The organism is Streptomyces sp. f51 (assembly GCF_037940415.1).
GTDB lineage: Bacteria > Actinomycetota > Actinomycetes > Streptomycetales > Streptomycetaceae > Streptomyces.
In genome coordinates this window covers 56,656-77,248 of record NZ_CP149798.1, presented here as the reverse complement: position 1 = coordinate 77,248, position 20,593 = coordinate 56,656, and the positions used below count along the sequence as shown (strand labels likewise).

Below are 20,593 nucleotides of genomic sequence, written 5' to 3'. Positions count from 1 at the left end.
TCAGTGGCTGCGGACGGCGGGCGAGGGCCGCGCGGACCGGGTGACGACGAGGTCCGGTTCGCGCGGACCGGGAGGCAGGCCCGTGTCGACGTCGGCCTGCCGCAGTTCCGCCAGCAACTCGGTCTGTCCCGCGAGCAGTTCGGTGAGGATGCGGCGGGCGGCGCGCAGCAGTTCGGCGACGTCCCCGCCCGCCAGCGCGTAACTGACGGTCGATCCCTCGCGGATGGACACCACGATTCCCGAGCGGCGCAGCACGGCCAGCTGCTGCGAGAGGTTGGACGGTTCGACCTCGATCTCGCTGAGCAGGTCGCGCACCGAGACCGGGCCGGTCTGGAGCAGTTCCAGGACGCGGATGCGCACGGGGTGTCCGAGCATGCGGAAGAACTCGGCCTTGGCCTGGTAGAGGGGAACCTGCCTGGTCAAATTCGTTCGCTCCCTGCCGCCTGGGGACGGGCTGTCTCTCCCGCTGGTGCGGTGGTTGTCCGCGTGCCCGAGCGGTGCCTGAAGGACCGATCCTGGCCGCTCCGCCTCCGCATGCCCACGTGATTGACTCGATCTGGATTTACCTAATTGAAGAAGTCTTCAAGTCGTGGGCATGCGAAGGCGCGGAGAACGTGGCTGTCTACACCTCTAGTTCGGCTTCGATGCGGGCGAGCTGGTGGCGGGCCATGGCCAGGTTCGACGTCGCCTTGTTGAGCACCAGGTACAGGAACAGCCCGTTGCCGTCACGGCCCGTGAGCGGGCGGATCAGGTGGTACTGCTTCTCCAGGGTGATGAGTACGTCCTCGATCTTGCTCTTGAGTCCGAGGTGCTCCATGGTGCGCACCTTGGCCCGCACCACGTCGGTGTTGCCGGCCGCGGCGACGTTCAGGTCGAGATCCTTGCCGCCCCCCAGTGTGCCCAGTGCCATCCCGCTCGTGTAGTCGACGAGAGCCACGCCCAGAGCGCCCTCGATCGACGTCATCGTCTCCTTGAGGGAGATCTCCACATTTGCCATACCGATGTCTCCTTCGGGTCACCGCGCGGACGGAGGAGTTCCCGACCGGCCGGTGTCCCGGACCCTACGGACCGTCCGCCGCGTGCGGCCGGGTTGTTTCGGGACTGGCGGAAGGAGCATGGAACGGTGCTTCGAGAGGCATGGAAGTGATCGTCGTTGCCCGGCTGGTGATCAGGAATGTCGTCCTGCGGCGAACTCCGCGAACCACGTCAGCATCTCCGGATGGGTGACGGCTCCCTCGCCGCTGACCTCGCCGGGGCGGGCGCCCTGGAGGACGCGCTTGACGGGGACTTCGAGCTTCTTGCCGGTGAGGGTGCGCGGGACGGCCGGGACGGCCACGATCACGTCGGGCACATGGCGCGGGGACAGCTCGGCCCTGATGGCGGAGACGACGGACCGCCGCAGCCCTTCGTCGAACGCCGTGTCCTCGGCGGGCACGACGAACAGCGGCATGAAGTAGCCGCCGTCGGGCTGTTCGACACCGACGACGAGACTGTCGGCGATTCCCGGGAGCTGGTCGACCACCGCGTAGATGTCGGCGGAACCCATGCGGACGCCCGAGCGGTTCAGCGTGGAGTCGGAGCGGCCCGCGACGACCACCGACAGGTCGGCGTCGACGGTGACCCAGTCCCCGTGCCGCCAGATCCCGGGGTACGTGTCGAAGTAACTGGCCCGGTAGCGGGCGCCGTCGGCGTCCCCGACGAAGCACAGCGGCATGGACGGCAGGGGCGCGGTCACCACCAGCTCGCCCTGCTCACCCGTCAGGGGGCGCCCCTCGGGGTCCCAGGAGGCCAGGGCCACACCGAGGGCGGGCGCCTGGATCCGGCCGGCGCGGACGGGCAGCAGGGGGGTGCTGCCCGCCAGGACCGAGCAGACGTCCGTACCGCCGCAGATCGACTGGAGCCGCACGCCGGGCCCCAGCGCCCCGTGGACCCAATGCCAGGTGCCGTCCGGCAGGGTCGACCCGGTCTGGAGGACGGTCCTGAGCCCGCCGAGCCCGAACGTCTCCGCGGGACGGGTGCCCGCCTTCTCCGCGGCGGTGAGATAGGCGGCTCCCAGACCGAGCACGGTCGCGCCGGTCCGTTCGGCGACCGACCAGGCGCCGTCGACTCCGGGATACGTCGGGCTGCCGTCGTACAGGACGACGGTGCTGCCGTGCAGCAGCCCGCCGACCAGGAAGTTCCACACCATCCAGCCGGTGGAGGTGATGAAGAGGTAGCGGTCGTCGGCGCGCAGGTCGACGCCGAGGCCGAGGGCCTTGAGCAGTTCGACCACGATGCCGCCGTGCCCCTGGACGATCCCCTTCGGTATGCCCGTCGTCCCCGACGACCACAGGATCCACAGCGGGTGGTCGAAGGGCACGTCGGCGAACTCCGGCGGACCGTCCGCCGCGGGCAGCTGGGACCAGTCGTGCCGCTCGACGCCGGGTCGCCCCGGCCACGGCCCGGCCTTCGCGGTGAAGACGCTGTCGACGGCGAGGAGATGGCGCACGGTGGGCAGGCCCTCCACGAGTTCGGCGACCTCCGGCCGCCTGTCGTGGATCCTGCCGCCGTAGCGGTATCCGTCCACGGCCACGAGGACCTTCGGCTCCGCCTGACGCAGCCGGGCGAGCACGCTGGGCGTGCCGAACTCCGGGGAACAGGCCGTCCACACGGCGCCGACGGCGGCCGTGGCCAGCAGCGCCACCACGGTCTGGCGGAGGTTCGGCAGATAGCCGGCCACGCGGTCGCCCGGAGCGACGCCCATGCGGCGCAGCGCCGCCGCGACATCGGCGACCTGCCGGCGCAGCTCCTCCCAGGAGGTCTCCTCGGGGCTGCCGTCCTCGGTCAGGCAGACGAGGGCGGGGCGGGCGTCCGTGGCCCGGGCGAAGCAGCGTTCGGCGAAGTTCAGCCGGGCACCGGGAAACCACTCCGCGCCCGGCATGGACGCCTCACCCAGCACACGGTCGTAACCACCCACCGCGTCCAGCCCGTAGAACTCCCACACCGCCGACCAGAATCCCGCGAGGTCGGTGGAACTCCACCGCCACAGTTCGGCGTAGTCGTCGAAGCGAAGACCCCGCGTTTCGCCGAGCCAGTGCATGAAGCCCGCGACGTTGGAGTCCTCCAACTCGCGGCGGCCGGGGGACCACAGCAGGTCGGTGTCGGTGTTCATCGGTTGCCTTCCTGGGCTGGACGCGGCCTTCAGCCGGCTTCGACGTCGCGGAGCAGTTCTTCCGCGCGCGGCCACGGGCCGTAGCCGGACGCGGGGTTGAGATGGCCGACCTCGCCGAGTTCCACCAGGTCGGCACCCCAGTCGCGGGCCAGCCCGGCGACCCGCTCGGCGGTGCCGAGGGGGTCGTTCGAGCTGGCGGCCACGACGCTGGGAAAGGGCAGCGGACTCCGGGGAACCGGTGTCCAGCCGTTCTCGCCGAGTTCCTCGGGAGTCGGATAGCCCTCGGGCAGCGGGGTGCCGAAGTCCGGCGGTGTCACGAGGAGCGCTCCGAGCACCCGTGCGGTGCTCGTCCCGGCCCAGTGGACCGTGGTGATCACTCCGGCGCTGTGCGCGACGAGCACCACGGGTCCCGCCGTCCCCGAGACCACCTTGTCGAGCGCCGCCACGCGAGCCTCGCGGCTCAGCGGGTCCTCGGTGAGCGGCGGGACGGTGTGCACGGTGCGCCCGGCCTCGGCCAGCCGGTTCGCCAGCAGGGTCTGCCAGTGGTCGGCGACATGCCCGCGCAGTCCCGGGACGATCACGACGACCGGCTCGGCGGTGGCGCTCACGCGGTCACCACCGCGTCCTCGGGCTCCGGCGCGGGGGCGGGGTCGCCCGTCAGGCGGCGCAGATCACGCTCGTAGAAGTGGCGGCCGACCAGGAACGCGAGGGTGGCGGCGAGTGCCGTGAGCGGGATGATCCGCAGGGCGCCGAGCAGGCCCGTGCCGTCCGCGAGCGCGCCCGTGACGGCGGGCCCCGGAGCCAGTCCGAGCAGGCTGTTGGCCAGGGTCAGGGTGGCGAACGCGGTCGCGGAGATGGACGACGGGGTCAGATTGGCCACCATGGCGGTCGCGGGGCCCGCGGTGCCGGCCGAGAGCAGGGCTCCGGCGGCCAGGACCGCCAGCTGGAGCGGGCCGGTCGGCAGCCGGAAGGCCGTCATCAGCAGGGCGAGCGAGCCGAGACTGCACGCGATGGCCACCGACCACTTGCGCAGCGGGAACGCCCGGCTGATGCGGTCGGAGACGATGCCGCCGCCGATCATGCCGACGCCGATGACGAGGATGAAGACACCGGCGGTCGCGCCCGCCTTCGCGGTGGGCATGTCGTAGTAGCGGTTGAAGAAGCTGGGCAGCCAGGCCATCAGCGAGGCGGCGATGAACAGTTGGAGACCGCTGCCCACGTAGGCGCTGATCACCGAGACCGAGGAGAACAGCCGCGGCAGCAGCACGCGCAGCCGGCCCCGGACCCCGGGATCGGACCCGGCGTCCCCGGAACCGGCCTCCGGCGTCAGCTTCTTCTCGGTGACGACGAAGCCGTAGACCAGGGCCAGCACCAGGCCGAAGATGCCCATGACCCCGAACGCCCAGCGCCAGCCCAGGTGTTGGGCGACCGCGCCGCCGATCGACACGCCCAGGACCGAACCGAAGGCACCGCCCGCGATGAAGGCACCGGACAGGGTGGCACGCAGGGCGATCGGGAAGATGCTCAGGACGACGGCGATGCCGACGCTTCCGTACGCCGCCTCGCCGATGCCGACGAAGAGGCGGCCGACGAACAGCTGGCCGTAGTTGGCCGAGACCGCGCAGCCCAGGGTCGCCACGCTCCACATCCCCGCGGCGAGCAGCAGGCTCTTGACCCGGCCCCAGCGGTCGGCGATCAGCGACATGGGGAAGGTGAACAGACCGACCATGAGGGCGACGACACCGCTGAGCGTGCCGAGCTTCGCGTCCGTGAGCAGCCACGCGCTCTTGAGGTCGGGGAAGACGGCGTTGAGGACCTGCCGTGACATGTAGTCCGACAGCAGCAGGCCGAAACTGAGGGCGAAGACCACCCAGGCATAACGTCGTGACACGGGCCATCCGGACGGGGCGGTCGAGTCCGTCCCGGGGATGGATCCAGCAGTGGTGTGCAACTCCATTGTCATCACCTCACGCGCTGTTGAAGAAGGGGGCTAGAACGGTCTGTCGCCGACGATGCCCGCGCGCTCCATGCGGCGGACTGCGGGCCAGTAGTCCTGTACGGCGTAGTGCTGGGTGGAGCGGTTGTCCCAGACGGCGACGCTGTTCGGGGTCCAGCGCCAGCGCACCTGGTACTCCGGGATCGCGGCCTGGGCGATCAGGTAGTTGAGCAGGAGGCCCGCGCCGGGGGCGAAGTCCTGCCCGAAGCGCACGTTCCCGGGCGTGTGGTAGTTGACGAAGTGGGTGGTGAACGCGTTGACGAAGAGGATCTCCTCGCCGGTCTCCGGGTGGACACGCACCACCGGGTGCTCCGCGTCCGGGAACTGCGCCTTGAGCGCGTGCCTCCTCTCCTCGGGCATCACGGCGCCGAAGGTGGCCTCGATGCTGTGCCGGGCCCGCAGCCCCCGGATCTTCGTACGGATCTCCTCGGGCAGCCGCCGGTAGGCCTCGGCCATGTTGACCCAGATCGTGTCGCCGCCGACGGGCGGCCCCTCGATACAGCGCAGTACGGCGCCCATGGCGGGGTTCTCGCGCCAAGTACCGTCCGTGTGAAGGGCGTTCTCGTAGTGCTCGGCCGGACTGTCCAGGTCCTTGTAGATCCGCACCAGGCCGGGGTGCTCGGGGTCGCTGCCGGCCACCGGGTGGTCCTCCAGGGCGCCGAACCGCTCGGCGAAGGCGACGTGTTCGGCGCGGGTGAGGTCCTGGTCGCGCAGGAACAGCACCTTGTACTGGAGCAGCAGGGACTTGATCTCCGCGAAGAGGTCGTCGTCGCGGGCGGCGTCCCCGAGGTTCACGCCGGACAGTTCCGCGCCGATCGAGCAGGTCAGCGGTTCGACCCGGATCGAGCCGCGGTGGTGGGCGCGGACCGGCGCGCCCTCGGGCGGAGCGAGCGTGTGTTCCATGGTGCTTCCTCCTGGTGGCAGTGGAGTTGACCGCGGGGGAGTGGTGGGTTCAGAGCACGAAGACGGACGATCCGGTGGTCCCGCCCGCCTCGAGTTCGCGGTGCGCCTGGGCGGCGTCCTCGAGGGAGTAGCGCTGGTTGACCTTGATGCCGATGCGTCCGGAGCGGACGTGGTCGAAGAGTTCGCCGGCGAGTTCGGCCCGTTCGGCGGGGTCCGCGATGTAGTCGGCGAGTGCTGGGCGGGTGACGAACAGGGAGCCCTGGACGGCGAGTTGCATGGCGTCGATGGGCGGGACGGGACCGGAGGCGGTGCCGAAGCAGACGAGCAGTCCGCGGCGGCGCAGCGAGGCGAGCGAGGAGGCGTACGTGGTCTTACCGACGCTGTCGAAGGCGACCGGTACCCCGGCGCCGTCGGTGAGTTCGCGCACGCGCTCGGCCACGTTCTCGCGCCGGTAGTGGATGACGTGGTCGCAGCCGTGGGCCCGGGCCAGTTCGGCCTTCTCCTCGGTGGAGACGGTGCCGATCACGTTCAGGCCGAGCAGCTTGGCCCACTGGCAGACGATGAGCCCGACGCCGCCCGCCGCCGCGGTGAGCAGGATCGTGTCCCCCGCCGTGAGCGGGTGGATCCTGCGGAGCAGATAGGCGGAGGTCAGACCGCGCATGGTCATCGCCGCGGCCGTCTCGAAGGCGATGCCGTCCGGGAGCCGGATCAGGGACCCGGCGGGCATGACCCGCTCCGTGCTGTACGCGCCGAGCGGGCTGCCGGTGTACGTGACCCGGTCGCCCTCGGTGAACCCGGTGACGCCCGCGCCCACGGCCTCGACCACGCCCGCCGCCTCGACGCCGAGACCGGCGGGCAGCGGCGCGGGGTAGAGCCCGGTGCGGAAGTAGGTGTCGGCGAAGTTGAGTCCGACGGCATGGTGGCGGATCCGGACCTCGCCGGGGCCGGGGTCGCCGACGACGACCTCCTCCCGGCGCAGGACCTCGGGACCGCCGGTCTCCTTGAATCGAATGGCGTGGGCCACGGGGGCGCTCCGTTGCTCGTGTCGGGTGGATGGGGGAGGGGCCGCCGGAGCCGGGGGGTCTGGCCCCGGCGGCCACGTGGCGGGACGGGCCCGGCCCGTCGCGGTGGCGAACCCTCGGGTCAGACGTCGCGGAGCATGAACCCGCGCTGTCCGGGGCGGCGGTTGGGCACCATGCCGAGCCGGGCGAGCGTCTCGTCGGTGCCCGAGTAGGTCTCGCCGATCCCGTAGATCTTCCTGGCCTCCGCGCCGGTGGCGATGTCACGGCCGAGCGCCTCGGAGATCTGCACCATCTGCTCGACCTGCTCGACGCTGGACATGCGCTCGCCCTTGCGTCGCCACAGGTTGTCCTCGTTGCCCACGCGGACGTGCACACCGAGCGCGATGCCGATCGCGTTCATGGGCGCCACCGCGCGCATGGAGCTCTCGATGGTGAGGACGGCGCCGTCGGGGACGCGACGGACGAACTCGATCAGGTCGGCCGGGTGCCGGCCGGCGAAACCGCCGCCGATCGCCACGTAGTTGAGGACCAGCGGGCCGCTGTAGACGCCCGAGCGGATCAGGCGCTCCACGGTTTCGAGCTGGGCGAGGGTGGCGAGCTGGAAGTGCGGCTGGATCCCGCTCGCACCGAGCCGCTTGAGGTGCTCCAGGTAGAAGTCCGGACCGGCCTCCAGGTACATGTCCCGGTACGCCTTGTAGTAGTCCGGCTTGGCGATCGAGGTGCCTTCCAGATCGTCGTCGGTCATGATCTCGACGATGTTCATCTGGCTGGTGTTGATGGCGATGGTGACCTGGTCGGGCTTCGGGTCCAGGTCGGCGAGCATGTGACGGCTGTCGAAGTCGAGCCACTTCGCCTCCGAGCCCGCGCCCTCGGGGGCGAAGGAGATCGACCCGCCGATCTGGAGGACCATGTCCGGCACGGCCTCGCGCAGGCGTCCGATCAACTCGTTGAACATGGACAGCCGCTTGGAGCCCTTGCCGTCGAGCTCGCGGACGTGGATGTGGAGGACGGTGGCACCGGCGTTGTAACAGTCGACGGCCGCCTGCACGTGCTCGTCCATCGTCAGGGGAAGGTCGTCGGCGTCGCCGGGAAGCCATTCGGGCCCGTAGGGAGCGGCCTGGATGACCAGTTTTTCCTGGTTCTCGGGGAAGAGCGAGTCGTCGTGGAAGTGCACGGTCCGTCTCCTTCGTCGGATCGGTGATCACTCGCCGGGGGCATCGCCGCGCGCTGCGCGGGCCTGGGAGTTCCGGCGGGGATCGATGCGGGTCACCGGTGACAGCGGGCGCGAGCCGGCCCACCGCGGTCGGCCGGTCCGGAGGGAGTCCGGGGGAGTGGCGCGGCTCCCTCCGACGGCCGACCGCGTCTTTCTGTGCGGTGGTGCAAAGGTAGGGCCGAGTCCTGGGGCGTGCTTGCCGTCAGGGGACGGATGATTTGCCATTTGGGGACATCGGCGACGCGGCGCACGGACCAAGGGACGTGTGGCCCGTACACCCGTCTCCTCCGTCACTGCGGTGTCCAGGCACGGGAGTTGACGCCTCTGCGCGCGGGGACCGCTACAGGGGCCTGCTGTTGCGCCACGCTCTCGGGCTGCACCCGAACTGCTCCCGGAACCACCGCGAGAACCCGCTCAGCGACGAGAACCCCAGCAGGTCCGAGATCTCCGTCAGCGACCGTCGGGGATTCGCCACGAACTGCTCCGCGAGGTGGCGGCGGGTGACGTTGAGCAGCGAGGAGAAGGTCTCGCCCGACGCGGCCAGATGACGGTGGACGGTGCGCCGGTCGACGCCGAGGCTGCGCGCGACCTGTTCGATCGAGCAGCGCCCGGTCGGCAGCAGCACCTCGATCAGTTCGCGCACCCGGTCCGCGGCGGTGGTGTCCTTCGGGACGGCGATCGCGTCGAAGTACTGACGGGCGTACTCGCGCATCAACGGGTCCGCCATCGCGTTGGGGGCGTCGAGGTCGTCGGCGTAGAAGACGATCCCGTCGACCTCGCGGTCGAATTCCACGATGGGCCCGAACGCGTGCCGGTGCGCCGAGGTGTCCGCCGGCGCGGAGTGCCGGAACCACACGGAGAGCGGCTGCCAGCGGGCGTGCAGGAAGTCGCTCAGGATGCGGTGGTACGCGGCGACGGCCAGCTCCGTGGCCTGCCGGGACTCCATCGCCTCACCGAGCCGCAGGTCCACCTTCAGCGTGGCCAGTCCGTCCCCCTCGGACAGGCGGGTGTGCAGCACCTCGTTGTACATGTACTGATGGCGGATCAGCAGTTCCAGCGCGCTGCGGACGTCCGGTTCCTCGCGGACGACCAGGCTGATGGGACCGAGCGTCGAGAAACGGCGGAACTCCGCGAGCCGCACGCCGAAGTCCTCGTGACCGGACTCGGCCGCCGACAGCTCGAGCACCTGGACGGCCGCCGTACCGGAGATCCACCGGTCCTGGACGGTGAGGGCGGCGGTGTCCAGGCCCACCCGCTTCAGCAGCGCCTGCGGGTCGATCCCCAGGGAGCGGCACAGCTCGACGTAGCCGCTCAGGGCGGCGGTGCGGACCAGCGGTCTCATGGGCGCACTCCAGAGATGTCCCGAAAAGCCAAGTCTCCTGTCCCGCGACGGCAAGCGCGGCGGTGGTCGAGGAACCTAGCATGACGCCGTTCGCCGGCCGGGCCCCTGGTGAGTCCCCAGCGGGTGGCCGCTCACCGGCCGGTGAACGTGTGATGGATTGGAGGCGAGCATGACAGGACTGTCCGCTGCGGGCGAGGTGCCCGCGGCAGGTGCCGACGCGGACCCCTCGGTCTGGAAGGGCCCGGAGCTGGCACGGCCCGGGCAGTGGCGGCTGCGTCTGTCGGAGGCCCGGATCGCCGAGATCGACTCCGCCCTGCGCGAGACGCGCAGACGGGACCTCACGCTGCTCAGGCTCACGGCCGCGGACTTCCCGCTGCCGAGCCTCGCCGCCGGCCTGGCGCGTCTCTCCGAGACCCTCGAAGGCGGCCGCGGGTTCGCGGTCGTCCGGGGGATCCCCGTCGAGCGCCTCGGCGAGACCGCCGCGAGCACCGTGTTCTGGGGGATCGGCCGGCATCTCGGGCAGCCGGTCCCGCAGAACGCCGACGGACTCGTCCTAGGCCACCTCCGGGACACCGGACGGGACCCGGGCGCCCTCTCCGCACCCGGCCACCGGACCCGCGAGGCCGAGCCCTTCGAGGCCGCCCCCTCGGCACCCGGCCACCGAAGCCGCGAGGCCGCGCCCTTCGAGACCGCCCCCTCGGCACCCGGCCACCGGACCCGCGAGGCCGAGCCCTTGCACACCGACCCCACCGATCTCCTCGCCCTGCTGGCGCTGCGCACGCCCAGCACCGGCACACGCGTCCGTCTGGCCGGCTCGGCCGCGGTCCTGGGCGCCGTCCAGGAGCGGCGCCCCGATCTCGCCGAGCGCCTCCACCGCACGTACCACTTCGACCGTCGCGGGGAGCACGCTCCTGGTGAGCGGCCCTGGACGACCGCTCCGCTGTTCTCCCGCCACGACGGCCCCGGCGGCGCGCCCAGCACCCGGTACGACCGGCGCCGCATCGAATCCGCCCAGCGTTTCCCCGAGGTGCCCCGGCTGGAGCCCGCAGACCGGGAACTCTTCGACCTCGTCGACTCCGTGGCCGCCTCCCCGGAGTACCGCCTCGACCTCGGTCTCACGGCCGGGGACCTGCTGCTGGTCAACACCCACCGGGTCATGCACGCCCGTCCGGCCTTCGAGGACGACGGGCCGCCGGACCCTTCAAGCCACCTGCTGCGCCTGTGGCTGGCCCTTCCGCGGGGACCCGGTGGCCAGGACGCCCACCCGTGGGTCACGCTTCGCGATGTGATCCGACCGCGCTCCACCGCCGCGCCCGGCGCGACGAACCCGAGGAGATACCCGGCATGACGAACCTCGTCACCCTTCTGGCGGCCACCGTCGCGGCCCACGGCGAGCGCGTCGCCGTCCGCCACGACGACAGCACGCTCACCTACGCCGAACTGGACGACGCCAGTGCGCGCGTGGCCGCGCTGCTGCTCGACCGCGGTCTCACCCCGGGTGACCGGGTCGCGCTGACCATGCCCAACGTGCCGCTCTTCCCGGTCCTCTACTACGGCATCCTGCGCGCCGGCGGAGTCGTCGTCCCGCTGAATCCCCTGCTCAAGGCCCGCGAGGTCGCCTTCACCCTGCGCGACTGCGGAGCGCGGACCGCCCTGGTGCACCCGCTGTTCGCCGAGGAGGTGACCAAGGCCGCCGCGGAGACGGGCACCGACTGCCTGGTCACGGAGCCCGGAGCCTTCGACGCCGTGCTGCGCGGCCATGAGCCCCTGCGCGACACCCCGGACCGGGCCGACGGCGATCCCGCCCTGATCCTCTACACCTCGGGCACCACCGGAACCCCCAAGGGCGCCGAACTCTCCCACCGGAACCTGGCCCGCAACACCCTCACCACGGCCGAGACCCTCCTCCAGGTCGGACCGGACGACGTCCTCTTCGGCGGCCTGCCCCTCTTCCACGCCTTCGGCCAGACCTGCGCGCTCAACGTGGCCGTCGCGACCGGAGCCACGCTGACCCTGCTGCCCCGGTTCGACCCGCGAAGCGCCCTGGAGGTCGTCGCCCGCGACAAGGTCACCGTCTTCCTCGGGGTGCCGACGATGTACGCGGCGCTGCTGCACGCCGACCTTCCGGACGGCTTCGACGCCGGTCTGCTGCGCCTGGCCGTCTCGGGCGGGGCCGCGCTTCCGGTCGAGGTCCTGCTCGGGTTCGAGCGGCGCTTCGGTGCCGCCGTGCTGGAGGGCTACGGACTGTCCGAGACGTCACCGGTCGCCGCGTTCAACCACCCGGACCGCCCCCGAAAGGCGGGCTCGATCGGTGTGCCCGTCCGCGGGGTCGAGATGCGGCTCGTCGCCGAGGACGGCGGCGCGACCGCGCCCGGTGAGGTCGGCGAGATCGCCATTCGCGGCGAGAACGTCATGACCGGGTACTGGAACCGCCCGGACGCCACGGCGGAGGCGATCCGCGACGGCTGGTTCCACAGCGGAGACCTGGCCCGCGTCGACGAGGACGGCTTCTACTTCATCGTCGACCGCAAGAAGGACATGATCATCCGCGGTGGCTACAACGTCTACCCGCGTGAGATCGAGGAGGTGCTGTACGAGCACCCCGCCGTCGCCGAGGCCGCCGTCGTGGGGGTGCCGCACCCCCTGCACGGCGAGGAGGTGGCGGCCGTGGTCACGCTCAGGCCGGGGGCCGAGGCCACGGCCGAGGAGATCCGCGCCCACGCCAAGGAGCGGGTCGCCGCGTACAAGTACCCCCGGGTCGTCGAGATCACGGCCGAGCTGCCCAAGGGCCCCACGGGCAAGATCCTCAAGCGCGAGATCGTGGTCGACGGCATGTGAACCGGCCGGCCGGAGTGCTCGGTGGCGCTGGCCCCGCCACCGTCACCGCTCCTTCGGCCCCGCCACCGTCACCGCTCCTTCGGCCGCGCCACCGTCACCGCTCCTTCGGCCGCGGTCGCGGTCCCGCGAGGATCAGGCTCTCGACACTCTCGTACACCCCTCGCTCACGGTCGGCCGCACGCCGTCCGGACAGCAGGCTGCCGAGCCAGCCGAACGCGAAGCCGAGCGGGATGGACACCAGCCCCGTGGTGGTGAACGGGAACCAGTTGAAGTCGGCGTCGGGAAAGGCGGATATCGGGGAGCCCGACACCAGCCGGGTGCCCGGCATCAGGACCAGCACGGCGAGGGTGCCGCCGATGAGCGTGCTGAGCAGACCTGCGCGTGTGTAGCGGCGCCAGAAGAGGCTGTAGACCAGGGCGGGCGCGATCGCGGAGGCGCCCACGCAGAAGGACATCGTGGCCAGGGGCTGAAGGCTCCGGTTCTGGACGACGACCGCGAGGGCGATCACGGGCGCGCCGACGACCAGCGCCGAGCCGCGGGCGAATCCGGTCTCGCGCTGGGACGACATGGCCGTTCCGCGGCCCGCGAAGACGTCGTGGGCGAGCGAGTTGGCGCAGGCTAGGGTCATTCCCGCGACGGAGGCGAGCAGCGTGAGGAAGATGGCGGTGGTGACCGTGGTGAACACCAGGGTCTCCGCCCGGGACACCACGGGGCCGAACGCCGCACGTGAGCCCAGGAGATAGGCGGTGTGGCCACGCGGGTCGGCGGCGGTGACACCGGTCCGGCCGATCAACGCCGTAGCGCCGACGGCCACAACTCCCGCCACCAGCATGAACAACGCCACCGAGGACACGGCCCAGGACATCGAACGCCGCACCTGGCGGGCGCTGTTGGCGGTGAACATCCGCATGGTCACGTGCGGCAGACAGGCGCCTCCCAGCACGATGGCGAACTGGGTGCTGATCATGTCGAGCCGGGGGTGCGGGCCGCCGGCGAACTCGAGCCCGCCGTGCAGATACGCGTCCGGTGAACCGCTGCGCCGCGCGGCCGCGGTGAACAGCTCTCCGGGGTTCCAGTGGAACCGGCCGAGGACGAGCAGCGCGACGACGATGCCGGAGCCCAGGAGCGCGACCATCTTCAGGAGCTGGATCAACGCGGTGCCCCGCATACCGCCGATGGCCGCGTAGGTGATCATCAGAGCGCCGACCCCGACGATGCAGCCCGTCTTCATGGAGCTGTCGGTGAAGCCGAGGATGAACGCCAGCAGCTGCCCCGTACTGGCGAGTTGGACGAGCATCATCGGCACGAGGGCGGCGATCGTGACCGCGCACCCGGTGATCCGTACGGAACGTCCGGGCATTCTGCGGGCCAGTACGTCGCCCATGGTGAACTTGCCGGTGTTCCGCAGGGGTTCGGCCAGCAGGAACATCAGGACCAGCAGCGAGAGCAGGGTGCTCAGGGCCAGGACGACGCCGTCGAAACCGCACAGCGCGATCACGCCGCCGATGGTCAGGACGGTCGCGGCGGATATGTAGTCGCCGGCGATGGCGAGTCCGTTGCGCAGCGGGGAGAGCGAGCGGTATCCGGTGTAGAACTCGGCGAGATCGTCGCTGTCGGGGCCGGTCAGCACGCACAGCAGCAGGGTGACCGTGACGGCGATGGAGAAGGCGACGAGGGACCAGGACTGGGTGGAGCCGGAGAAGGCGCTCACCGCGTCCGCTCCCGCTCGCCGCCGGCCCACGGAACGCTCCGGTTCACGCGGTGGGCGAGCGGGTCGACGTAGCGGCGGGCGGTGCGCTCGTAGGCGAGCACGGCGAGCCAGGTGGCGGGGATCTGGGCGAGGGCGATCACCAGGCCGGTCGAGAGACCACCGGTGACGGGACGGTCCATCAGGGTGGGGCAGCCGGCGCAGAGGCCGAGGAAGAGGGTGAAGCAGCCGAGCACCGCGAAGGTGGTCACGCGCCGCTGGCGGCGGTAGGCGCGGCGCAGGATCCGCAGATCGCGGTGGTGTCCGGTCCAGGCGCGGGGTGCTGCCCCGCCGCGTAAGGGTTCCGCCGCGGACGGGTCGGGGACGTGGTCGGCGAACGAGCTGTGGTGTCCCCGGGGCGGTCGTGCGGGCCGCGGGGCGGAACTGTCGTACGACATGCCGGTCTCCTCGTGGGGTGCGGGCCCGGCGTGCGCGGACCGCGGGACGGTGGGGGGACGGCTCGGGTCCTCGAACGCTATGCGGCTCGTCGGTCCGTGCGAAGGGCTTTCCTTCAACTACCTGGTGGGAGCGTGTCCACGCCGCTGACCTCGTCTGTTGTCGGAGAAACCGCTGTTGCGGGCGTGCCCGGAGTGAGATCTGTGGTCCGGCCGGAACGGACGGGCGGAGCGCGGACCGGGCGCCGGTCCCGCCGCGGCGCGGTGCCGCCAGGGGCGTACGCGTAGGTCGACGAGGCGGTCCGGGACATCGGGCCCGTACGGGCTCAGGAGGAGTCGCTCAGTTCGTTCAGCGGGGTCCCGTGTGCCCACCGCCTCAGGCACGGACCGTCGATCAGACGGACACCGCCCTGGCGTCGTGCCCACTGGACGTCACGCCGGGTGAAGGTTCCGCGGTGCACCACGAGACGGAGCGGTGGACCGGGGCCGCCCGGGCGTCCTGAGCGCGAGGGCGTGTCCTCGTCCGGCAGCGGCTCGGCCACGGGCCGGAAGGCGACCTCCAGACGCCGCCCGCGGCCGTCCCGAGCGCGGACCCGGACGCGGTTCTCGGCCCTGCGCGGCGGAGCCACGCGCCAGCCGTCCCGGCGCAGCATCCGGGAGACGGCCAGGGCCAGACCCTGGGTGTCGAGGTCCGCGAGTTCCTCGGGCGTGTAGAAGCCGAGGCGCCGCCGGGCGGTCGGACGGTTGTGCCGTATCGCGGCGGGCGTGGCGACGGCCAGCACGGCCAGGGCGCCGACGGGTACGCCGATACCCGCCACGCGGTAGCCGACGGCGAGGCCCGCGACGACGGCGCAGAGCAGGACGACGACCGCCGCGAGAGCGGGCAGCACCTCACGGAGCGCGGGACCGTAGGCCCCTTCCGCACGCAGCCGGCGCACGGCCGATCGTCGTTGCGCGCGTCCTGAAAAACGTCGTGCCGGTGTCCGCCCCCACCAACTCACCCGGGCCAGCTCCCCCCAACCCTCACGCGCTACGGCGTGTCCGGGAAGGGCTACCCCTCGTGGCGGGGCGGGTCCCCTGGTGTACGGGATCCGGCCATGAATCCGGCTGAACTCTTTCGGGGCGCCGTGACGGACGGGGCGCGATCGGTTCCGGTGACCGCGGAGCCCCGTGCGTCGGGCCGCCCGGCGGGGGCGGCGGGTTCGTCACCCGCCGCCCTCACCTGTGCGTGTCCGCGGGAGGGACCCGGCCTGGGTGCCGGACCGCTCAGACGGTGCCGCTCTTGGAGATGACGATCTTCTTGGAGGGGGTGCCGGAACCGCTGCCGAGCGCCTCGATCGCCTTCACGACGTCCATGCCCTCGACGACCTCGCCGAAGACGACGTGCTTGCCGTCCAGCCAGTCGGTGACGATGGTGGTCACGAAGAACTGAGAGCCGTTGGTGTTCGGGCCCGCGTTGGCCATGGACAGCAGGCCCGGCTTGGTGTGCTTGAGCTTGAAGTTCTCGTCGGCGAACTTCTCGCCGTAGATGCTCTTGCCGCCGGTGCCGTTCTGGCGCGTGAAGTCGCCGCCCTGGAGCATGAAGTTCGGGATGACGCGGTGGAACGGCGAGCCCTCGTAACCGAAACCGTGCTGGCCGGTGGCGAGCTCACGGAAGTTCTGCGCGGTCTTCGGGACGACGTCGTCGTAGAGCTTGAACTCGATGCGGCCCAGCGGCTCGCCGTTCGCGGTGACCTCGAAAAAGACGTTCTGGCTCATTGCTCTGCTCCTCATGGGTACGAAAGGTTCGCCTCCGAGCATAGAGAAGCGGAGGGGGTGGATGCGTGACCGGGGGTGATCGTCCGGCGTGTGGCCCGTGAGCGGCGAACGAGCCCCCGCCGGCGGCGGGGGCCGTGAAGACGTGCTGGACAGAAGGGTGCCGCGCCCGTCCGGACGGGTTCGCGACCGCACACGGAAAGGCCCTCCGGGGTGTGCCCGGCCCCCGCCGCGATGCACGGCGGGGGCCGGACGGAGCACGGTCGGTCACCAGTGGGACCGACGCCTCCGGCTATTCCACCTTCGCCCAGTCGAGCGTGCGTTCCACCGCCCTCTTCCAGTCCGTGTATCCCTGTTGGCGCCTGTCCTCGGACCACTGGGGCTCCCACCGCTTGGACTCCTGCCAGTGGGTGCGCAGTTCGTCGGTGTCCTTCCAGAAGCCGGTGGCCAGACCGGCCGCGTACGAGGCGCCGAGCGCGGTCGTCTCGGCGACGACCGGACGGCTGACGGGTACGCCGAGGACATCGGCCTGGATCTGCATGCACAGGTCGTTGGCGGTCACGCCGCCGTCGACCTTGAGCACGTCCAGATGGACTCCGGAGTCCTGCTCCATCGCCTCGACGACATCGCGGCTCTGGTAGCAGATCGCCTCCAGCGTCGCCCGGGCCAGGTGGGCGTTGCTGTTGTAGCGGGCGAGTCCGACGATCGCGCCGCGGGCGTCGGAACGCCAGTACGGGGCGAACAGGCCCGAGAACGCCGGGACGAAGTACATCCCGCCGTTGTCCTCCACGCTGCGGGCCAGCGTCTCGCTCTCGGCCGCGTCCTTGATGACCTTCATCTGGTCGCGCAGCCACTGCACCGCGGACCCGGTGACCGCGATGGAGCCCTCCAGCGCGTAGACGGCGGGCTCGTCACCGAACCGGTAGGCCACAGTGGTCAGCAGGCCGTGCTGCGAACGGACCAGTTCCGTACCGGTGTTGAGGACCAGGAAGTTGCCGGTGCCGTAGGTGTTCTTGGCCTCGCCCGGCGCGTAGCAGACCTGTCCGACGGTCGCCGCCTGCTGGTCTCCGAGGACCCCGGTGATGGGGATGGCCGCGCGCAGCGGCCGGGAGGTGCGCGCCGTGCCGTACGCCTCGCGGTCGGACGAGGGGTTGATGCTGGGGAGCATGGCCCTCGGCACGCCGAAGAAGCCCAGCAGTTCGTCGTCCCAGTCGAGGGTTTCGAGGTCCATCAGCATGGTGCGGCTGGCGTTGGTCACGTCGGTGGCGTGGATGCCGCCGTCGGGACCGCCCGTGAGGTTCCACAGGACCCAGGCGTCCGTGTTGCCGAAGAGGGCGTGGCCCTGCTCCGCGGCCTCGCGGACCCCGTCGACGTTCTCCAGGATCCACTGGATCTTGCCGCCGGAGAAGTACGTCGCCGGGGGCAGCCCCGCCTTGCGGCGGATGACGTCGCCCTGCCCGGAACGCTCCAGGGCCGCGGCGATGGAGTCGGTGCGGGTGTCCTGCCAGACGATGGCGTTGTAGTAGGGACGGCCGTTGCGCGGGTCCCACACGACGGTGGTCTCCCGCTGGTTGGTGATGCCGATGGCCGCGAGGTCCTCGGCGGTCAGGTTCTTGTGCCGCAGGGCGTTCTGGATCACCGAGTTGGTGCGTTCCCAGATCTCGACGGGGTCGTGCTCGACCCATCCGGAGCGCGGAAGGATCTGGGCGTGTTCCAGTTGGTGCTTCGCCACCTCGTTGCCCGCGTGGTCGAAGATCATGAATCGGGTGCTGGTGGTTCCCTGGTCCACCGCGCCCACGAAGTCAGCCATGAGTTGCCGCCTCTGCCGGGTGTGTCAGGCCTTGGGGACCGGGATGCGTCCCGGGGGCTCGGGTTCCGCCGTCGGCAGGAACCGGCCGATGAAGAGCTTGTACATTCCGGCGCCGAGCACGCCACCGATCAGCGGACCGATGATCGGCACCCAGTAGTAGAAGTTCCCGTACTGATCTCGCCATGCCCCTCCGTATCCCGTGAGGAAGCTGGCCAGCCGCGGTCCGAAGTCACGCGCCGGGTTGATCGCGTAACCCGCGTTGGTGCCCCATGCCATGCCGATGCCCACGACGAGCAGGCCGATGACGAACGGGCCCAGATTCGCGCCGGGCGGGGTGTTGAGCAGGTCGGTGACCGCCATGATCACCAGGAGGAGGATGGCGGTGCCGATGATCTGGTCGCGGAACGCGCCCCACTCGTGGACCGGCAGGTTCGGATTGCCGTTGGCGGGCAGCGTGGAGAACACTCCCTGGGTCTTGATGGTGTGGCCGGGGTCCGCCTTCGCCAGGGCCTCGGTGTAGTTCCAGCGCACGATCATGGCCGCCACGAAGGCGCCTATGGTCTGGGCGACCACATAGGGGGCCACCTTGCGCCAGGGGAATCCCCGGAACGTGGCGAGGGCCACGGTCACCGCGGGGTTGAGGTGGGCGCCGCTCAGCCGCGCCGCGACGTAGACGCCCATGGTGACGCCGATGCCCCAGGCCCAGGCGATGCTGTCGTGGTTGCCCAGGCCACCGGGCGGCGTCGTGAGTGCTCCGCCGGCGACGACCTGCGCCACCACGCCGCACCCGAAGAGGATGAGAATCATCGTGCCGAGGAACTCACCGGACAACTCGCCGATGAGCCCCGACCTTTTGAACCGCTCAGTCATGGAAGCCCGCTTCCCGCCGGTCCAGGACCGGCTGTTGACCGCCGCCCGAGCCCTCCCTCACCTCAGCATAGGATGATCAAGACTAAAATGCATCAAAACTAAACTATCGTCTTTTTCTACGTCATGTCCGGTACGGGTGGGTCGATGCGGGGGAGCGGTCGCGCCCCACAGTGGTCGGCACGGGCCCGTGAGGCCGTCAGGCGGGCACGGTGACGATGCCGAGCGGCGCGCTCGTCGGCTGCCGTGATCCGCCCGCGGGCTCGGCCGTGATGCCCACGGCGCTGACGTCGTCCAGCGACCCGTGGAGCAGTCGGGCGTGCCCGCCGCCGGTGCCCGGGAGCAGGCCCGCCGGGCGGAGGTCGCCGGACCTGGCCGCGTACCAGAGTTCGTAGACCTGATCGCCCGCCAGGCGTGGCAGGTCCGAGGCGATGAAGGCCGCCCGGCCCTGGGAGCGGGAGGCGACCACGCTGATGTCGGCCCCGCCGCCCAGCTTCCGGGTGCTGATCGTGGCGTCCCGGGCCGTCAGGAGGTCGGTGAGCGCGGAGGCCTGCGCCTGTTCGGTGGCGGCTTCGGCGCGCGCCTCGTCGGCCTGGCCGTGCTGCCAGACGGCCACTCCGCCGAGCGCGGCCGCGAGGGCCAGACATGCGGCGAGGGCCGCCCGCAGAACACGGCGGCGGACCGGCAGGGCGTGCGGCAGGCGCTCCTGGTGGGTGCGGGCGATCTGTTCGAGGACGCGTCCGCGCAGCTCGGGGGAGGGGGTCGCGTCCTCGGCCGAGGCGAGCCGCAGCGTGACCCCGGACAACTCCGCGACCTCGTCCCGGCACTCCGCGCAGCCGGCCAGGTGGTTCTCGAAGGAGGCTTCCTCGGCCGTCGGCAGTGCGTGCAGGACGTACGCGCCGACGAGCTGGTGCATGTCCTCGCCGGTCGTCATGGGCCGCCCTCCAGACATCTGCGGAGCAGGCGCAGTCCGGAGCGCATCCTGGACTTCACGGTGCCCGCCGGAGTGGCCAGGCAGGCGGCCACTTCCAGATAGGTCATGCCCTGGTAGTAGGCGAGCACCAGGGGCACGCGCTGATGACGCTCCAGGTCGGCGAGGCAGCGGTGCACGCGGTCGTGGTCCTCGTGGCGCTCCACGGCCTCGGCCACCTCGTCGAAGGGGCGGTCCTCCGCGAGCAGGACGCTGCGCCGTTCCCGGGCCGTGCTCGCCTGGACCTGTCTGACCCGGTCGACGGCCCGCCGGTGCGCGAGCGTGAGGGCCCATCCCCGGGCGCCGCCGAGTTCGGGGCGGTAGCGGTCGGCGGTCCGCCAGATCTCCACCATCACGTCCTGCGTCACCTCCTCGGCCTGTGCCTCGTCGCGCAGTACCCGGCAGACGAGGCCCTTGACCGGCCGCGCGAGGGTGTCGTACACGTCGGCGAACGCGTCCTGGTCACCCCGGGCGGCGCGGGCGAGCCGGTCGTCCAGCCACGCCTCCGCCGATGGGGGGCGTCGCGAACCGTGTCCGTCCTGGCCGGTCTTGGGCATCGCTCACAGCATCCGTCCGTCGCTTTC

19 protein-coding genes are annotated in these 20,593 nt (G+C 71.2%); 2 read left to right on the top strand and 17 right to left on the bottom strand.

Annotated features, from left to right (window positions below):
* The 9 genes from WJM95_RS00340 to WJM95_RS00300 form a co-directional block, all read right to left on the bottom strand.
* Entirely contained in the window at positions 1-423 is a 423-nt protein-coding gene (locus tag WJM95_RS00340) for a metalloregulator ArsR/SmtB family transcription factor (protein ID WP_339127371.1), read from the bottom strand.
* 199 nt (positions 424-622) lie between these two features.
* Positions 623-997 carry a hypothetical protein gene (locus WJM95_RS00335; RefSeq protein ID WP_339127370.1) on the bottom strand — a complete coding sequence of 125 codons (375 nt, stop codon included), beginning with the start codon at positions 995-997 and terminating at the stop codon, positions 623-625.
* A gap of 171 nt (positions 998-1,168) precedes the next feature.
* A complete protein-coding gene (locus tag WJM95_RS00330; RefSeq protein WP_339127369.1) occupies positions 1,169-3,151 on the bottom strand; it encodes an acetoacetate--CoA ligase in 1,983 nt (660 codons plus the stop codon).
* 29 nt (positions 3,152-3,180) lie between these two features.
* A complete protein-coding gene (locus tag WJM95_RS00325; protein ID WP_339127368.1) occupies positions 3,181-3,759 on the bottom strand; it encodes an alpha/beta hydrolase in 579 nt (192 codons plus the stop codon).
* On the bottom strand, positions 3,756-5,042 hold the full coding sequence (locus WJM95_RS00320) for an MFS transporter (RefSeq protein WP_339127367.1): 1,287 nt from the start codon (positions 5,040-5,042) through the stop codon (positions 3,756-3,758). Before WJM95_RS00320 ends, WJM95_RS00325 begins: the two co-directional genes overlap by 4 nt.
* A gap of 99 nt (positions 5,043-5,141) precedes the next feature.
* Positions 5,142-6,050 (bottom strand): TauD/TfdA family dioxygenase, encoded by a 909-nt coding sequence (locus WJM95_RS00315; RefSeq protein WP_339127366.1) that lies wholly within the window; start codon positions 6,048-6,050, stop codon positions 5,142-5,144.
* A 49-nt stretch (positions 6,051-6,099) separates the two neighbouring features.
* A complete protein-coding gene (locus WJM95_RS00310; RefSeq protein ID WP_339127364.1) occupies positions 6,100-7,074 on the bottom strand; it encodes a quinone oxidoreductase in 975 nt (324 codons plus the stop codon).
* Between the two features lie 119 nt (positions 7,075-7,193).
* Positions 7,194-8,246: a 3-keto-5-aminohexanoate cleavage protein gene (locus tag WJM95_RS00305; RefSeq protein WP_339127362.1), complete on the bottom strand. Its 1,053-nt coding sequence runs from the start codon at positions 8,244-8,246 to the stop codon at positions 7,194-7,196.
* A 379-nt stretch (positions 8,247-8,625) separates the two neighbouring features.
* Positions 8,626-9,627, bottom strand: coding sequence for an AraC family transcriptional regulator (locus WJM95_RS00300; protein ID WP_339127361.1), 1,002 nt, complete (start codon positions 9,625-9,627; stop codon positions 8,626-8,628).
* A gap of 169 nt (positions 9,628-9,796) precedes the next feature.
* Here WJM95_RS00300 and WJM95_RS00295 point away from each other — a divergent pair, with 169 nt between their 5' ends.
* Both WJM95_RS00295 and WJM95_RS00290 read left to right on the top strand, forming a co-directional pair.
* Complete coding sequence (locus WJM95_RS00295; protein WP_339127359.1) at positions 9,797-10,975, top strand: TauD/TfdA family dioxygenase; 1,179 nt, start codon at positions 9,797-9,799, stop codon at positions 10,973-10,975.
* On the top strand, positions 10,972-12,465 hold the full coding sequence (locus WJM95_RS00290) for a long-chain fatty acid--CoA ligase (RefSeq protein WP_339127358.1): 1,494 nt from the start codon (positions 10,972-10,974) through the stop codon (positions 12,463-12,465). The genes WJM95_RS00295 and WJM95_RS00290 overlap by 4 nt, the downstream gene beginning before the upstream one ends.
* Positions 12,466-12,559: 94 nt before the next feature.
* Here WJM95_RS00290 and WJM95_RS00285 read toward each other — a convergent pair whose 3' ends face one another.
* From WJM95_RS00285 to sigK, 8 genes are all read right to left on the bottom strand, one after another.
* A complete protein-coding gene (locus WJM95_RS00285; protein ID WP_339127357.1) occupies positions 12,560-14,176 on the bottom strand; it encodes a cation acetate symporter in 1,617 nt (538 codons plus the stop codon).
* Positions 14,173-14,610 (bottom strand): DUF485 domain-containing protein, encoded by a 438-nt coding sequence (locus WJM95_RS00280; RefSeq protein ID WP_339127355.1) that lies wholly within the window; start codon positions 14,608-14,610, stop codon positions 14,173-14,175. Before WJM95_RS00280 ends, WJM95_RS00285 begins: the two co-directional genes overlap by 4 nt.
* Positions 14,611-14,933: 323 nt before the next feature.
* Positions 14,934-15,545, bottom strand: a complete 612-nt coding sequence (locus WJM95_RS00275; protein ID WP_339127354.1) for a hypothetical protein — start codon at positions 15,543-15,545, stop codon at positions 14,934-14,936.
* A 328-nt stretch (positions 15,546-15,873) separates the two neighbouring features.
* Positions 15,874-16,365, bottom strand: a complete 492-nt coding sequence (locus tag WJM95_RS00270) for a peptidylprolyl isomerase (RefSeq protein WP_339127353.1) — start codon at positions 16,363-16,365, stop codon at positions 15,874-15,876.
* 289 nt (positions 16,366-16,654) lie between these two features.
* Entirely contained in the window at positions 16,655-18,172 is a 1,518-nt protein-coding gene (gene glpK, locus WJM95_RS00265; RefSeq protein ID WP_339127352.1) for a glycerol kinase GlpK, read from the bottom strand.
* A 24-nt stretch (positions 18,173-18,196) separates the two neighbouring features.
* Complete coding sequence (locus WJM95_RS00260) at positions 18,197-19,042, bottom strand: MIP/aquaporin family protein (protein WP_339127351.1); 846 nt, start codon at positions 19,040-19,042, stop codon at positions 18,197-18,199.
* A gap of 196 nt (positions 19,043-19,238) precedes the next feature.
* On the bottom strand, positions 19,239-19,973 hold the full coding sequence (locus WJM95_RS00255; RefSeq protein ID WP_339127350.1) for an anti-sigma factor: 735 nt from the start codon (positions 19,971-19,973) through the stop codon (positions 19,239-19,241).
* Positions 19,970-20,566: an ECF RNA polymerase sigma factor SigK gene (gene sigK, locus WJM95_RS00250; RefSeq protein WP_339127349.1), complete on the bottom strand. Its 597-nt coding sequence runs from the start codon at positions 20,564-20,566 to the stop codon at positions 19,970-19,972. The genes WJM95_RS00255 and sigK overlap by 4 nt, the downstream gene beginning before the upstream one ends.
* Positions 20,567-20,593 lie beyond the last annotated feature (27 nt).

What these genes read in the sequence shown, in the direction of transcription:
- WJM95_RS00335 (WP_339127370.1), bottom strand. Translation starts at nt 997, where the DNA reads ATGGCAAATGTGGAGATCTCCCTCAAGGAGACGATGACGTCGATCGAG.
- WJM95_RS00330 (WP_339127369.1), bottom strand. Translation starts at nt 3,151, where the DNA reads ATGAACACCGACACCGACCTGCTGTGGTCCCCCGGCCGCCGCGAGTTG.
- WJM95_RS00315 (WP_339127366.1), bottom strand. Translation starts at nt 6,050, where the DNA reads ATGGAACACACGCTCGCTCCGCCCGAGGGCGCGCCGGTCCGCGCCCAC.
- WJM95_RS00300 (WP_339127361.1), bottom strand. Translation starts at nt 9,627, where the DNA reads ATGAGACCGCTGGTCCGCACCGCCGCCCTGAGCGGCTACGTCGAGCTG.
- WJM95_RS00295 (WP_339127359.1), top strand. Translation starts at nt 9,797, where the DNA reads ATGACAGGACTGTCCGCTGCGGGCGAGGTGCCCGCGGCAGGTGCCGAC.
- WJM95_RS00290 (WP_339127358.1), top strand. Translation starts at nt 10,972, where the DNA reads ATGACGAACCTCGTCACCCTTCTGGCGGCCACCGTCGCGGCCCACGGC.
- WJM95_RS00280 (WP_339127355.1), bottom strand. Translation starts at nt 14,610, where the DNA reads ATGTCGTACGACAGTTCCGCCCCGCGGCCCGCACGACCGCCCCGGGGA.
- WJM95_RS00270 (WP_339127353.1), bottom strand. Translation starts at nt 16,365, where the DNA reads ATGAGCCAGAACGTCTTTTTCGAGGTCACCGCGAACGGCGAGCCGCTG.
- glpK (WP_339127352.1), bottom strand. Translation starts at nt 18,172, where the DNA reads ATGGCTGACTTCGTGGGCGCGGTGGACCAGGGAACCACCAGCACCCGA.
- WJM95_RS00260 (WP_339127351.1), bottom strand. Translation starts at nt 19,042, where the DNA reads ATGACTGAGCGGTTCAAAAGGTCGGGGCTCATCGGCGAGTTGTCCGGT.
- WJM95_RS00255 (WP_339127350.1), bottom strand. Translation starts at nt 19,973, where the DNA reads ATGACGACCGGCGAGGACATGCACCAGCTCGTCGGCGCGTACGTCCTG.
- sigK (WP_339127349.1), bottom strand. Translation starts at nt 20,566, where the DNA reads ATGCCCAAGACCGGCCAGGACGGACACGGTTCGCGACGCCCCCCATCG.